Genomic DNA, 16041 nt, shown 5'->3' with positions numbered 1-16041 from the left:
CTACCCTTCGACAAGCTCAGGCCAGGCAAATGGCAACCGAAAACCGACAACAGACAACTGACTTCCGACTTCCGACTTCCGACTTCCGACTTCCAAAATATTGAATTCCGGATGTCAAAGTACCGAAAACGCTAACTTTAAACTTTTCATTTTAAACTCTCAACTCTTCTACACCTACACCGGACATCCAACACCGGACACCTAATACTTATACTGAGCTTGCCGAAGCATCATTTTCCCCTTCCATTATTCTTTACTCAGAATTCATTCTAAATTTGTTTATACATTTCACCTGACAATTGAGTACCGCTCATTTAATTGTGTCCAATGATGATTTTTATAAGTGCATAAGACTAAAATCCTTTTCTGTCCCAAATACCCCAAAATAGGTGCTTCAAGCAGATTAAGAACCTATCAGTTTTTGCCTCTTTGGGAAAAAGAAGGATTGGAAATCAAGGTTTCCTCTTTTTTTAATGAGAAATACCTGACCCGCTTTTATACGGAACGAAAGCACAGTCCATTGAATGTGCTGGGCTGTTATTTTCGAAGGTTTTGGGTATTATTGGGAGCTTGGAAATATGATGTGATTTGGATAGAAAAAGAGCTGTTCCCCTTTCTACCTTCTTATGCAGAGTGGATTTTAGAGAAAATGGGTAGAGGGTATGTAGTGGATTATGATGATGCTGTTTTTCATAATTACGATTCTCATCCCAATGCTTTGGTTAGAAATTGGATGGGAGATAAAATTGCTTGGGTGATGCGACATAGTAGATTGGTCTGTGTGGGTAATGCTTATCTGAAGGAATATGCCTTTAAGGCAGGCGCAATGAAGGTGGAAATATTGCCTACTGTGGTTGATCTAAAAAAATATCCATTAAAAAGGAAGTTTGAGAACTCCCTAATAAGGATAGGCTGGGTGGGTTCGCCTACAACCATGAAATACCTAAATTCTTTAAAAGTAGTTTTTAGAAAGTTAGGCGAGAGTTATAATTTGGAATTGCTTGTTATCAATGCTAAAGGCATAGAAGTGCCTGATATGGGCATTTCCAGTAGTTTAATTCCTTGGTCTGAAGAAAAGGAAGGAGAGCTGATATCGAGTTTCGATATTGGGATAATGCCCCTTCCTGACGATGATTGGGAGCGAGGAAAATGCGCCTATAAGTTGATTCAATATATGGCCTGCGGACTACCTGTGGTCGCATCTCCGGTAGGGATGAATAAGGAGGTGGTCAGGGAAGGGTGGAATGGTTTTTTGGCGAATGATGTACAGGACTGGGAGAACAGTCTGGTATCACTGATAAAGGATGTTGAATTAAGAAAAACCATGGGGCAGAATGGGCGTCAGTTGGTGGAGGAGAAATATACCGTGCAAAGGAATTTCAAGCTCATGCGCAGCTTGTTTGAGGATCACTTATTTTGAATAAATTAAGAAACCGGAAATCCATTAGCGTGCTGACTGCCAATAGAATTGTGATAAAAAAACAGAATGGGAAATTTGGACCATGGCATTATTAAAAGGCTTAAAAATTACTAGTCAAACCCTTGGAGCATATCTTCTTGCATTTTTAGTGTTCGTCCTACTACTTCTGCCGTATTTTATATTCGGTAAGGATGTTTTCTTACCTGTTTCGGATAACATGGACTCAAACCTGGCATGGTATAAAATGCTCAAGGATCAGGGGAAAATTTTCACATCTTGGAATACCCCCGTACAGGGCATGATGGTGGAATTACCTAGGTTTAGCTTCCCCTCAGGCTATAATTTAGAGATGCTGCTATACGCCCTTTTTCCATTTTTTAAGGCATATATTCTAAACAAAGCACTTATTATTATCATTGCTTTTTTTTCTTTTCGCTATTGGCTAAGAGGTCAAGAGTTAGTGCTGCGAAATACCTATTTAGAGGTCTTCTTATGTTTATTATGGGCCAGCCTGGCCTTTTATCCACATAGAGGTATATCAATTGCTGCTCTTCCAGCTGTTATTCAGGTGTTTACCTTGCTTCTGAATGGCAAGGCGAGCAAAAATTCAATTCTTATTCTTTTAGGATATGCAATTTATTCCATGTTTGCCCTAGCGGCACTCTATTTTATGCTGGGTATTTTAATATGGCTGATTTTTGCCTGTATTATTGAGCGAAAAATCCATTTGCCTGCTTTATTAGCCTGGTGTTTTTTGTGGGGACTTTTTTTGCTACAAGATTTTCAATTAATAAGAGGCTATTTCCTGAATCCAGATTTTGTAAGTCATAGAGGTGATTTTACTTATGATTTTGGGATTTGGATTCAACACTACCCCTGGGATTTTTTTAGTTCTGGCGATCAAAATGGAGTTCATTATACTCCTGTTTATATGGTTTTTTTGATTGGCTTGTGCCTTTACTCTGGGTATAAAAAGCTAATGTCTAAAAAGGGCTTGTTGTTTTTGGTATTATTGCTGGGCATAAGCATGCTACTTTCTATTCTGAGTATCACAGGGAATGTGAATTTGATAGGTAGGATTGTTCCACAATTAGGATCACTGAATCTTCTCAGGTTTGAATACTGGATTCCCTTCCTGATGGTAGCTTCCATTATTAATTTTTGGTCGAAACTTAAGTTTAGATGGAGCGAATATGTAATCACTGTTTTACTGATGATAAATATTTTTGCCTATCAATATGAGTGGAGATATGGAATTAATACCCATCTGCAGGTTTTGGAGCAAAAAGTACCAACCTATAAGTCTTATTTTGCTGAGGCTCAATTTGATCAATTGACGGGTTTTTTAGGAGATGGGTCAGAGCAAGCACTTTTTATCAATTTCAACCTTCCTCCAGCAGTGGCAACCTTTAATGGCTTGAAAACTTTTGACGGTTATGTGCAGGTTTACGGCAAAGCCCATAAGCAAAAGGTATTTCAAGTTATAGAGGCAGAGTTAGAAAAAGACCAATCCTTAAAAGCGCATTTTCTAAACTGGGGGAATAAGTGTTATTTTCAAAATGCTCAATATCCGGATGATTATTTTATGTACAAGTGGAGAGAGGAGGAGCCTTTGTCTGAACCCGATTTTGATTACCAGTACCTGAAAAAGGAGCTTCAGGTGGACTATATTCTATCGGCTTTGCCTGTGGTGTCAGACCAAATGAATTTGTTGAAAGTCTTTGAAAATGAGCATTCGGCATGGAGGATACACCTGTACGAGTTGAAATAGTTTTTACGTTGTCATTTAGACTATAGGGAGAAATCTCAAATGGATAGTGTACTCTAATGGTTATAGATTTCTCCTCGCGAATAAAAATCACGCTTTATTTAAAGTACTTAGACGCTCGTCGAAATGACCTAGTCCTCGCGGAATTGTTAATCCTAGGTTTTCGGTTTTAAGACGCTCCTTCGAAATGACCGCTGTACCGAGGTCGCGTTATAGGGTCATTTCGACGACGACGGAGGATGAGGAGAAATCTCTATTGGAGATTCTGCTAGGGTTACGATTGAGATCTCTCCTAGTAACTCGTCGAGATGATCCGAAGACAACGAGGAAATGTTATTCGGGTCGAAATTGCTATTGCGAGGAGAAATCTCCATGTTCTTATTAGGTGTAGCCCCTATTAGGCTTATATTCGCCTACTCAGTCGACTTTGATTAGCAAGGCATTGACTCTTGTAAAACTACGTTAAGAATAGGCCCTCATGAAAAGGTTAGCCTTACAATTTTCCAAACTTTGAAAAATATTCTATTTATCACCTGGGATTCGGATAAGACCAACTACATGGAAAATCTGTTTTTTCCGATTTTTTCGGCATTGCAGGATAGAGGGGTTGTTAGTGCCTCCATTTTTCAGTTTTCTTGGGCTTCAGCTACTGAAGTGAGTAGGATTACAGAGCTGGCGCAAAAGCAAAAGCTAGGATATGTACATGTCCCTATTTCCAGATCTTTGCCAGCAGCTCTTAGTAGCACGAAAGCAATTTTGGGCAGTAGGACCCATCTCATAGCCTATATCAAGTCACATCAAATCCAAACCATAATCGCCCGCAGCAGCATGCCGGCTTTGATTACCCTCATTTTGCGGAAAAAACTAAGGCATTTAGGCTGTGAGATTATATTTGATGCGGATGGGCTTCCTATTCAAGAGCGGTTGGATCTGGGAAACCTGAAGAAAGGAAGCTTTATGCATAAAATTCTAGCTGGAATAGAGCGGAATATGCTTAGGGAATCGGACAAAGTGCTGGTCAGAACTCGGCTCTCCATTTCGTGGCACCTTAGCCATAATTCGGACTTGAATAAGGATAAATTCTTTCAGGTAGGGAATGGGAGAGACCCTGAAAGGTTTTACTTTGACCTGGAGAAAAGAATAGCAATGCGTGATGCCCTTAATGCTAAAGATGAATTGATTTTGGTGCACTCAGGTTCCCTAGGGCCAGGGTATGCTTTGGATCTATTGTTCAATATTTTGGGTGAATTGAAAAGTCGTGGCTTAGCCTTTCAAATGTTTTTTCTATGTAGAGATCCGGGTTACCTTAAGGGACTTGTACCTGACTCAATCAAAGTACATGTGAAAGTGTTGGAACTGGACTACGAGGAGGTTCCTGCCTACTTAATGGCTGCTGATTTGGGGATAAGTTTGAGGTTAGCATCTGATAGTGCCAAAGGCTTATTGCCCATTAAAATCGGCGAGTATATGATGAGTGGCCTGCCAATCTTACTTTCAAAAGGAATAGGGGATATGGATAGCCTATTGGAAGATGAAGAGTGTTCTTATATGATTGAAAATCAATCTATTGATTTTGAAGGATTAAATGAATGGATGATCAGAATTAAAGACTTGGACAGAAGTGGAATAAGTAGCTTAGGTAATAAATTATTTTCCCTGAATTCCACGTTGGATCAATATGAAAGGGCGCTTAAGTGAGTTTGAAAGGAATGGATTACCTGGTATTGGCTTTATGTAATCTGCCAATACTATACTTTCTCAGATCCTGCTGGGCTAATAAGGCTTATACTCTGAATGAGCGGATTTTGCTTGTATTACTTTGGCTAGTTCACCTGACTTTTTCTGGTGTTTTTGCATCCTATATTCTAGAGCGTGGGGGAGATTCGCATGGGCTTTGGCACTTGACAGCAGATACTTCACAGTATGCGCAGGATTGGATGGGGTATTTTGGGATTAATACCTTTTTTGTACAGTGGCTGAATTACTTTCCCAGTAAGATTTTAGGCTTGTCCTATTGGTCTGGCACATTTATCTATTCTACTCTTTCCTTTGGTGCTATTGCCTTGCTTTTTTTCAGTTTCAGGCAACTTATACAGCAGAATAAGGAGTCGTTATCCTTAAGGTATTTGCTCTACCTTCCTTTATTTTTGCCGGGCTTACATTTTTGGACAGCCGGGGTTACTAAGGAATGCCTGCTCTTACTAGGGCTGGCCTTATTGTTTTATGCTTTTGGCAGTCAGAAGTTTAAAGGATTACCGGGTATACTGGGTTGGGCAATTTGCTTACTGACAAGACCCTTGGTAGGTATACTTTTTCTTCCTATACTCATCTGGCTGCTCTATCCCTTTTTTAAAAAGTCCTTGACAAAGACAATGCTTTTGCTTTTAGGCTTAGGGTACTTGCTTTTCATGGCAATACGGCAATTTCTGGCATATTTACATTTAGACGAGTTGTCCTGGGAAAGTCTTATGCTTCTGAGCAAAAACCAATTCGGGTTTTTGGATAGCTTCCAATCCAGCACAGCTGTTCCCATGACAGATATGAATCTTTCGGAAAGAATGGTTGCGGTATTTTTCCGACCATTTATTTGGGAAAGCTGGGATTTTTATTCCCTTGTTTTTGCCTTAGAGAATACATGGTTTATGCTGATTATGCTTGTTGCACTGTTAGTCATAATCTGGAGAAAGTCATTTAATATTCCATTTATAGCCAAATACTATCTGATAATTGCATTTGGTATGTTTTTGGTGTTTACCTTTACCCTCAATAATTTTGGATTGTTCTATAGAATGAAATCCATCTGGTTGCCATTTTTGCAATTCCCCATGCTATGGCTAATTTGCAAGGCTTATCCACATTTAAAAAAATCACCCTAGTTTCTTTTGACCAAAGCGAACCTTATTATTTCCTTAGATTTTGAGCTTCATTGGGGGAGATTTGATAAATATGCTCTAGATGAAAATGGGAAGTACTATGCCCAAACCCTAGAAGCCCTTCCTAGAATATTGGATTTATTTGAAAAGTATAATATTCGCGCTACCTGGGCCACGGTGGGCATGCTTATGGCTGAAAGCTGGGAGGAATGGAAAGCCTTTTCACCTGAGATATTGCCATCCTTTCACCAAGAGAAATATTCTGCTTTCCACTGGGCGAGCAAGCAATCTGGTAAGAGTAAACTTGGACTTTTTGCTCCTGAAATGGTAAACAAGATCCTGGAAACCCCGGGGCAGGAATTGGCTTCACATACCTTTTCTCATTTTTACACCGGAGAAAAAGGTAGCACCCTAGAGGCGTTTGAGGCTGATTTGCAGGCAAGTAAAAAGATTGCCCAGGCTAAGTTTGGAGTAGCTATGCAAAGCTTGGTCTTTCCGAGGAATCAATACCATTCCCAGGTCATGGAAGTGGCAGCTAAGACTGGGTTTACTTCAGCGAGAGTAAATCCTTCGGATTGGTTTTGGAAGGAGACCTCTAATGAAAATTTATTAAAAAAGGTGTTTCGAACCGGAGATACACTTCTGCCAATGGGCAAACCCGTGAGCTTTGATCTGAAGGAATGTGTCGCTCAGCCCTTATTCCAAGTTCCAGCCAGCAGATTGTTAAGGCCTTACAGGGAAGGATCAGTTTTTAATAGAAGGAGAATAGAGAGGATCAAATCTGAGTTGGAGCAGGTCTGTGAGAAAGGGCAATCTTACCATCTATGGTGGCACCCGCATAATTTTGGTAACTATCCCGAGGAAAATCTACGAATTCTGGAAGATCTGTTGATTTTTATTCGAAGCTATGTAGCTTCGGGTATGCTGCAGAGCATCTCTATGAAGGATGCATATAATTTGATAGCAAAGAATTATTCTTTTAGTAAATAGCAATTAAGAGCAAAAAAAAATAGTAATTTGACTTGATGGAGTATGCTAAAAATGCCAGAAAAATATTGCTTGATGATGCAGCCTGTAAGACTCGGTAATAGGAAAGAGCAGGCTTCTTTCAATCTCAAGAGGCGAACCAGCATTTCTACCCATATAGGACAGGCAATGGCCCTTAAAAATCATTGATTGACAGATGAAATCGAGCATGACTAAAAAGTCACACACTGCGATGACTATCAACCTTGCGAGATTCCATCCCGTTTCCTTCGTCACGGGACGGGTTATGATCTTTGAAAATCAATTATAGACACATGAAATCGAGCATGATTCAAGAGTCACACACTGGGATGATTATCTCCCATGCGAGATTCCATCCCGTTTCCTTCGTCACGGGACGGGTTGTGACCTTTGAAAATCAATTATAGACACATGAAAAAGATTCTTGGATTCGTTATTGTAGGACTTTTACTGAGTTCCTGCATTAGCAATAAACGGATTACCTACTTACAAAATTTACCTGGAAACCCGGAGATTGGTCTGGATGAGTTTATTCCCTATGCTAACGTAGAGTATAAATATATACTACAGCCTTTTGATGTAGTAGATATAGATTTTGCATCTTCGGACGAGGAGCTGACCAAGGCTTTTGAGTTTCAGGGATCCCGCTCCATGCGAGGTGGCGGCGGAGGTGGAGGAGTGAACGATATCTTTTATTTTACGGGGTACTCCATAGATCAGGAGGGGTTTGTGGAGATTCCGCAATTAGGAAAAATACAAATCGCAGGACTCACCGAAGAGGAAGCGCAAAAGAAAGTGCAAGAGGAGATCAACAGTTTTTTCAAAGAAGAGGTATTTGTGAAGTTAAGAATAGGAGGGATTAGATTCACGGCATTAGGTGAGTTTAGTAGTTCAGGTGCCCAGGTGATTCTGAAAAACAGGGCTACTATTTTTGATGCGCTGGCAGTGGCGGGGGAGTCCAATATTCTTGCTAAGAAGAATAAATTGTTCATCATCCGACAATACGATGGAGGTACAAAAATTCATCAAATTAACCTCAACGACCGGCAGCTGCTGGCATCCCCATTTTATTTTATTCAGCCAAATGATATTCTATATTTAGAGCCAATGAAAATCAGGCAATTTGGGAATGCTGAAAACCTAACGGCTTCCCTAGGCTTGATTATTTCTGTAACTTCATCCATTATTCTAATCGCTGCTTTGCTGACCAGTAATCTATGATTGAAGACAAGGTAGATATCTCAAAATTTCAGGATGAGGTAAAGCCCATCGACATTAAGTATTACCTGATAAAATATTCCAGGTATTGGCCTCTGTATGTGACCAGTATATTTTTGGGCTTGATTATCACCTTTTTATTCCACAGGTATTCGGTGGAGGAGTATGAGGTACAGGGCAGCATACTGATCAAGCAAAATTCCAGTCCTGAAATGAAAATTTTGGATAGGTCAAATATTTTTTCGGGTTCCTACAGGCTGGAGAATGATATTTTGCTACTGACTTCCAAAAATTTGGCGGCAGAGGCGCTGAAGGATCTTAATTTCAATGTCACCTATTATGCCTCTACCAATATCAAAGAGGTAGAGCTTTATGACCAATCGCCTATTTATGTGGAGGTAGATCCGGAATTTCCTCAGATGGAAATGGGGGAGATTACCTTCACCATGGTTTCAGAAGATGAATTTGTACTGACTAAGGAGGAGTCCGGTTTTTTTGATTTTTTAAATGCCAAAGCAGCGGGGCCGGTGGATGAGGCTATATTGAACCGTACTTTTCGATTCGGAGAGCAGATAGTTTCAGACAAAAGTAAATTCACAATCCATAAGGTGAAGAATATCAAGCCAAAAGATAAGCTGTCATTTGTGGTTCATAACACCATGAATATTATAGATGAATATTCCAGGGCAATAGTGGTAAGGCCAATCAATAGTTATGGTACCGTTCTACAAGTCACTATGGTGACCAAAGTTGTGGAAAAAGGCCGGGACTATGTGAATGCACTCATGGACTCCTATATAGAGTATAACCTGAAGGAGAAAAACCAAATGACTGAGAATACGCTCAGCTTTTTGGATGAGCAACTTTATATAGTAGAGGATTCCCTGAAAGCAGTAGAGCGCAGAATGCTGAATTTTAAAGTTCAGAATAAGCTGATGGATATCAATTCGGAATTTGGCGGTGTACTGGGGAATATGCAAACCTTGGAAGATCAGATACAGACTATTGATTTTCAGCTTCAATATTATAAATCCTTACAGACTTACCTGATTGAGAAGGGAAAAGATTACTCTGATATTTTGGCTCCTTCACTTGTTGGTATTGACGATGGTTTACTGAATAGCCTGGTTTCCAATTTGATAGCGGTTTCCTTAAACCGTAGGAGTTTGCTGTCTGTGGTGAATGAGACCCATCCCAATGTAAAAGAGCTGGATGACCAAATCTCCAAGCTTCGGGAAAATATTTTTGAAAATATCAACAACCTGGTTCAGAATACGGAAAACAGGAAAAATCAAGCCCTAGTAAAGCTGGAGCAAGAGGATAATGAGTTTGCTAAACTTCCCAAAGCGGAATCGGACTACATGGGCTTGAGCAGAGAGTTTAAGCTCAGGGAGAATTTATACAATTACTTACTTGAAAAAAGAGCAGAGGCAGGAATTGCTAAGGCTTCAAATATTTCTGATAATTCAGTGTTGGATTATGCGAGAATGGGCAGTTTGATTTTTCCCAAAAAGGCTCAAAATTATGGTTTGGCTTTTGGTTTGGGGCTTTTTATTCCCTTAGGCTTTTTATTGATTTACCATTATTTGAATAATAAGATAGTAGATCAGGTTCAGCTTAAAAATGTGTTAAGGATTCCACTATTGGGAACTATAGGATATAGTACCAAAGAAACCAATCTTTTGGTACAGGATCACCCTAAGTCCATGGTAACTGAATCCTTCAGGTCACTTAGATCTGCATTGTTTTATATAGAAAGTGAGAAAGCCTGTAAGAAGATTTTGATAACCTCCTCTGTTTCTGGTGAGGGGAAAACATTTGTAAGTATTAATCTGGCATCGGCCATGGCTCTGAGTGGAAAGAAAACCTTGTTGATTGGTTTGGATTTAAGGCGCCCTAAAATTTCAGAATATTTGGGAGTAAAGAGTGAGACAGGTTTGTCCAATTATTTAATTGGAAAGGCGGAAAGAGATGAAATCATAGTGAATACAGCCTTTGATAACCTTTCCGTTGTTCCTTCAGGGCCTATTCCTCCCAATCCTGCGGAGTTACTTTTGAAGGATAAAATGACCGAATTCTTAAATTCTCTAGACGAGGATTTTGATGTGATAGTGATGGATACTCCACCTATAGGATTGGTGTCGGAAACCATGGATTTGATGCGGTTTTCGGATATAAACCTCTATATAGTCAGGCAAGATTATACGCATAAGAGGTATCTGCTGATGATCAATGATTTATATGCCAACGATCAGGTGGATAATATTTATGCTGTTTTCAATGGATTGAAAGCCGGGGTGGATGTATATGATTTTGGAGGGTACAATTATGGCTATGGCTATAATTACTCCTATATGAAAAGAAATGAATATACGGGTACCTATTATGACCAAGAGGATAGAAAGGAAGGCGCACAGTGGTTAAAGAAGTTCCTGGCCAAATTCAGGGTATAGCCTGAGGTGTATGCTGGGGAGTTGAAGGGCTGTACTTGGTAGATCATAGTGGGTAGACCATAGTTAGTAGACCATGTGGAGAGTCCATGGTCGATAGTCGGCAGACCACGGTCCACGGCCTTGAGTGGTTATATTTAGGCACGTTGTGCTGCTTCTCATGTTGTGCTGCTTCTCCAGAAGCTGCACTCTGAAGTGGCTGGTGGGGAACTCATATTTGGCGCAAAGTCTCGCGACTTGTGCCTATCCAAATGCAGTCTTCAGACTGCCATATACCATTCACATCGCTTTTCGAGAGTTGTAATCTCAAACCTATATAGTGGTATTTCCAATGCGGATTTTCGGTGTTCTTGCTGGCGTCACGCCTTCGTCTCCGAATCAGGATCTCGGGCCAGCGCTGGTTAACCATTAAATCCTTAATCCCAGGGTTGAAACCCTAGGCAATAATATGAACCGCCCCTATGGGGCTGATTTTCTTTTAGCTAACCCTAACTCCTTTCGAGAACCAGAAACTAAATCTTGAACAGTAATATATTTCCTTAGAATCAGTTAGCGAATAGGGACTAAAACGCTTCGACTCCGCTCAGCGTGACAAGCTTCCTATCCTTCGACAAACTCAGGCAACTGACAACCGAAAACCGACAACAGACAACTGACTTCCGACACCCAACTTCCTGACACCCGACCTCCAAAATATTGAATTCCGAATGTCAAAGTACCGAAAACGGTAACTTTAAACTTTACATTTTAAACTTTCAACTCTTCCATCTCGCTGGCCTCCAAACCTCATGTTATGCTGCTTCTCCAGAAGCTGCACTCTGAGGTGTCTGGTGGGGAAACTCATATTTGGCGCATTGTCTCACAACTTGTGCCTAAGGCATCGGTCACCTGGTACCCGATACCAGACAACTGATATAGGACATCCAACTTCCTGACTCTACTTTCAGCTTTCAGCTTTGAGCTTCTGCCACTGAGTCTGAGACTGCCACGGCTCGTACCTCACCTTCTTCCTTCGGCCGACAGGCGCAGTGACTACACCCGAATTCCTGACACCCGACCTCCAAAATATTGAATTCCGAATGTCAAAGTACCGAAAACGGTAACTTTAAACTTTACATTTTAAACTTTCAACTTCCAATCCTTTCACCCTTATCCCCCAACCATAAATTTCCACCTCCATTTATTTTTTCCCTGCACCAAAAAAACTTTTACCCAACTTTTTCATTTTCCACAAACCCTACACATCCCTTACAACCCTTTTCAAATTCAATATTCTGCACTTTAATAGTTGGGATGAAGGATCCAACTGGATTCTGATCTCGTAAATCTCCTGAAGGGAAATCAAGCTTTTGTTATCAATCCAATAAAAAATCGGAGTATTTGAGGTGAAATGTTTAAGTTTGCCCAGTTTTTGAAGCAGAAAATTAAAAATACATATATGAGGAGTTTCTTGAAGGGCCTTGCTCTTGCCCTGGTTTTTTTTACGGCTTTCAGCTGTATTTCCAATGAAAAAATCATTTATCTCCAAAACCTGGAGGATAACCCACCCATAGAAGATGGGGAACTCATTACCTACGAGATTCCTGAGTACAAGCTTCAGTACAATGATATTGTGGATGTAAACATCCAGACTGTCGACGATATGATTGAAAATGGGTTTAACAACAAATCGACTACAGCCATGGCAGGTTCTGCTCAAATGGGGAATATAGCTTCTCAATCCGGAGGAGATATATACTATATGACGGGGTATACTGTGGATCAAAATGGGTTTATCCGCCTTCCTATTGTGGGGGAGGTGAATGTTAAGGATAAAACTTTGGATGAAGCAAGAATTGCTATTGAAGAGAAGCTTAGGGTATATGTAACCACAGAGCTGTATGTTAAAGTTAAGCTAGGAGGTGTGCGGTATTCTGCTTTGGGTGAATTCCGAAGACCTGGTAAATATGTGGTACTTCAGGATAGAATGACCATTTTTGAAGCAATCGCTAATGCGGGGGATTTAACCACAGTAGCAAAAAGAAATGAAGTTCTTTTAATAAGGCAATATCCTGAAGGGACCAAGCTCCATAGAATTGATTTATTGGATAGGCAGATTGTGGAATCTCCATTTTATTTCATTCAGCCAAATGACCAATTATATGTGGAGCCAATGAAGGTTCGTGAAACTGGTACAGGTGAAAATACAGCACAAACCTTAGCTCTGGTTTTTGCCGGAATCTCATCAGTTGCTCTAATCCTAAATTTACTCAAATAAGATTTTATGTATCCGAACACCCCAAATACTTCCAATTCAGGACAGAATCCATTTATGGTGCAAAAGGAGGATGAAATAGATTTAAAGGTATTAATTTTCAACTACCTGCAATACTGGCCAGTAATTCTGGTCTGCATGTTTTTTGGCATAGCTTCCGCCTTCCTTTTTAACCGGTATGCTACCAACATTTACAATGTTCAAGCAAGTATATTGATAGAGGATGAAGAGCCAGCATTGGGTATGGATCTTTTTGAATCAGCAGGCTTTGGATCATTGACTGGGAAAAACAATATTGATAATGAAATAGGAATATTGAAATCTTTTTCCCTTGCTGAAGAGACTATTTCAGAGCTGAACATAAATGTTCAGTATTATGAGGAGGGAATTGTTACTACCAAACAAATTTATGATAAGCTTCCATTTATAGTATCTGTTGATTGGAATCAAAAGCAGTGGGTAGGAGGAATGTTTAGTATTGAAGTACTCGATGAAAATAGTTTTGAGCTTCAGATTGAAAATGAGGAATTTAAGGTGTATGACCCAAAAGAGCCTTATTATAAAAGTAAATTTGAAATTGCCTTTCCAGACCAAGAAACTCCAAAATTAAAAAAATCTGTTTACTCTTTTGGGGAGGAAATTGTTGAAGAGGGACTTTCAATCAAGGTGAATAGCATTTTCGCAAGTCCTGGTGAAAAATATCAGTTCAAGCTTTCCGATACTCCAACCCTCGCCTTAAAATTTAGGGAGGAACTTGTGGTAGCCCCACTAAACAAAGAAGCAGCTATCTTAAACGTAAGTTTGGAAACTCCAGTCAGAAAATTAGGAGAGGAGTACATCAACAAATTGATGGAAATGTATCTTAGAAGAGAGCTGGATAAGAAAAATAGGGCGTCTCAAAATACAGTGAGATTTATAGATCAGCAATTAGCAGGCATTTCTGATTCCTTAACGACATCGGAAAATAGACTTCAACAATTCCGTTCTGAAAATAATGTTTTTAATCTTTCGGAAGAAGGGTCTGTAATTTTTGAAAGGTTGCAAGAATTGGAAAAGCAGAAAGGTGAGACGGAGATCAGTTTGAAGTATTACCAAACTCTGGATACCTATTTAGAAAATAATCAAGGTGGAGATTTAGTTGCACCATCAATTATTGGTGTTACTGATCCATTGCTAAATTCTTTGGTTGAGGCCCTGGCCGAATTGCAGGCAGAGCAAATTCGATTAAGATCGAATTTTTCTGAGCAGGCACCTTCTGTGAGAGAAAATGCGACTCGGATTGCAAACACCAAAAAGCAATTGCAAGAAAATGTTAATTTAGCACTAGGAAATACGGAGAATGTGTTGGCAGATCTAAATAATAGAATTAGATTAATGCAATCTGATATCAATTCTTTGCCAAAGACAGAAAGAGATTTAATAGGTATACAACGTAAATTCACAATCAATGAAAATATCTATGTATATCTATTAGAGAAAAAGGCGGAAGCGGAGATTACCATGGCTTCCAATATGCCAAAAAACTCCATACTTGACTTTGCCAAGCCTGGTGAGGAACCCATTGCTCCTAAGACAAGCTTAAATCTATTGATAGGACTGATTTTAGGGCTGATTCTTCCAATTGGCTTTATTACCGTGAAAGACTTCCTGAATACCAAGATTGAGGATCCTAAAGAATTGGAGAATCAGATCAAGGTGCCACTGATAGGGATGATTGGAAGGAATAATTCTGAGGATGCAATTCCGGTACTCAACAATCCTCGTTCTACAGTTACCGAGTCCTTCCGTTCACTACGAGCGGATATGTCCTACCTGAGTCCACATCGGGATAATCTGACCATTTTATTCACCTCCTCTATTTCTGGAGAGGGTAAAACCTTTGTGTCAATCAATGTGGCTTCTGTGTATGCCCTCATGGGTAAGAAGACTGTTTTGATTGGTCTAGATCTTCGTAAACCAAAAATCGCAGAGGATTTCGGGATGACCAATGATAAGGGAATGAGTACCTGTTTGAGTACAGATACGCCTTGGCAGGATGTGGTTAAAAAGACTGCGCACTCAGAAATGGATGTGATACTTTCCGGACCTATTCCTCCAAATCCGGCAGAATTGCTTTTGCAGGATAAGTTTGGAAAAATAGTGAAGGAGATCAAAGAAACTTATGATGTGGTAATTTTTGACTGCCCTCCTGTGGGATTGGTTTCAGAAACCAAGGAGTTGTTTGCCTTCTCTGATATTAATTTCTTTGTGTTCCGTCAGGGTTATTCTATGAAAGGAAATACCCAGATCCTAAACAATTTGGTGGAAAAAGGAGGGGTGTCCAAGATTTATGGTATACTGAATGATGTGCATATAGACAAGGGCTATGGATATGGCTATGGCTATGGCTATGGCTATGGAAATAACTCCTATGGATATCATGAGGAAGTGCAATTGCCATGGTGGAAAAGGGCGCTGAGAAGAAAATAGTTTTGTATGTTGTTAGGAATAGATGAAAATCGCAAGCTTTAGTTTGCGATTTTTTTTGCATTCTATTTTGGTAGTAATTCTATAAATTTTTATAATTTTTCTAGGTGACATTTTTAGACATTCTCGCTTCCTAAGGCGATTGGGAAATATGGGTTTACCTAGGATTGGCAATTTCCAGTATTGAGTGATTTTGCTTGATTAGGTGGCGCAGGTCTGTTATCTACCTTCCACAACCACGATGTATAGTCTTACAGTGAGAATTTTGAAAGCCAGTTTAAAATTTGACTCAATTCTTAAGCTAGAACATGGGGAGCAGGTTTTTCAGCTTTTATTTGGCCATAAATATGCCTTTATTCCAGAATATACAAGAATATAATAAATCTAATTTTGGATTGAATTAAAATCATTTTAACTCAAGGTTAAGAAAATAATTTTTACATAGATATATTTGTTTTTTAAATACATCAATGTGTTATTTATGACATTGATTTTTTGTAGAATCTTATTTGGGTAATTTGACTAACGTCAATATTTATTGATTCAAAAACGATTTTATGATTTTCAAATCATTCAAGTACACT

The 16041-nt window shown here is 39.5% G+C and carries 9 protein-coding genes; all 9 read left to right on the top strand.

Annotated elements, in window-relative coordinates; all coding sequences use genetic code 11:
- The first annotated feature begins 343 nt into the window (after positions 1 to 343).
- The 9 genes from PBT90_RS10880 to PBT90_RS10840 all read left to right on the top strand — a co-directional run bounded on the left by PBT90_RS10880 (position 344) and on the right by PBT90_RS10840 (position 15460).
- Positions 344 to 1420 (top strand): glycosyltransferase family 4 protein, encoded by a 1077-nt coding sequence (locus PBT90_RS10880; protein ID WP_270129157.1) that lies wholly within the window; start codon positions 344 to 346, stop codon positions 1418 to 1420.
- Between the two features lie 82 nt (positions 1421 to 1502).
- Positions 1503 to 3191: a DUF6044 family protein gene (locus tag PBT90_RS10875; RefSeq protein WP_270129152.1), complete on the top strand. Its 1689-nt coding sequence runs from the start codon at positions 1503 to 1505 to the stop codon at positions 3189 to 3191.
- Positions 3192 to 3698: 507 nt separating this feature from the next.
- Complete coding sequence (locus PBT90_RS10870; RefSeq protein ID WP_270129148.1) at positions 3699 to 4886, top strand: glycosyltransferase family protein; 1188 nt, start codon at positions 3699 to 3701, stop codon at positions 4884 to 4886.
- Positions 4883 to 6064 carry a hypothetical protein gene (locus PBT90_RS10865; protein WP_270129144.1) on the top strand — a complete coding sequence of 394 codons (1182 nt, stop codon included), beginning with the start codon at positions 4883 to 4885 and terminating at the stop codon, positions 6062 to 6064. Before PBT90_RS10870 ends, PBT90_RS10865 begins: the two co-directional genes overlap by 4 nt.
- Before the next feature lie 6 nt (positions 6065 to 6070).
- Complete coding sequence (locus tag PBT90_RS10860; RefSeq protein ID WP_270129139.1) at positions 6071 to 7051, top strand: polysaccharide deacetylase family protein; 981 nt, start codon at positions 6071 to 6073, stop codon at positions 7049 to 7051.
- 429 nt (positions 7052 to 7480) lie between these two features.
- Positions 7481 to 8290, top strand: coding sequence for a polysaccharide biosynthesis/export family protein (locus PBT90_RS10855; protein ID WP_270129134.1), 810 nt, complete (start codon positions 7481 to 7483; stop codon positions 8288 to 8290).
- Positions 8287 to 10740 (top strand): GumC family protein, encoded by a 2454-nt coding sequence (locus tag PBT90_RS10850; protein WP_270129128.1) that lies wholly within the window; start codon positions 8287 to 8289, stop codon positions 10738 to 10740. Before PBT90_RS10855 ends, PBT90_RS10850 begins: the two co-directional genes overlap by 4 nt.
- Before the next feature lie 1435 nt (positions 10741 to 12175).
- Positions 12176 to 12994, top strand: coding sequence for a polysaccharide biosynthesis/export family protein (locus PBT90_RS10845; protein WP_270129123.1), 819 nt, complete (start codon positions 12176 to 12178; stop codon positions 12992 to 12994).
- A 6-nt stretch (positions 12995 to 13000) separates the two neighbouring features.
- On the top strand, positions 13001 to 15460 hold the full coding sequence (locus PBT90_RS10840; protein WP_270129119.1) for a GumC family protein: 2460 nt from the start codon (positions 13001 to 13003) through the stop codon (positions 15458 to 15460).
- Positions 15461 to 16041 lie beyond the last annotated feature (581 nt).

This window comes from Algoriphagus sp. TR-M9 (genome assembly GCF_027594545.1).
Classification (GTDB): Bacteria; Bacteroidota; Bacteroidia; order Cytophagales; family Cyclobacteriaceae; genus Algoriphagus; species Algoriphagus halophytocola.
This window is presented reverse-complemented; position numbering and strand designations above follow the sequence as displayed.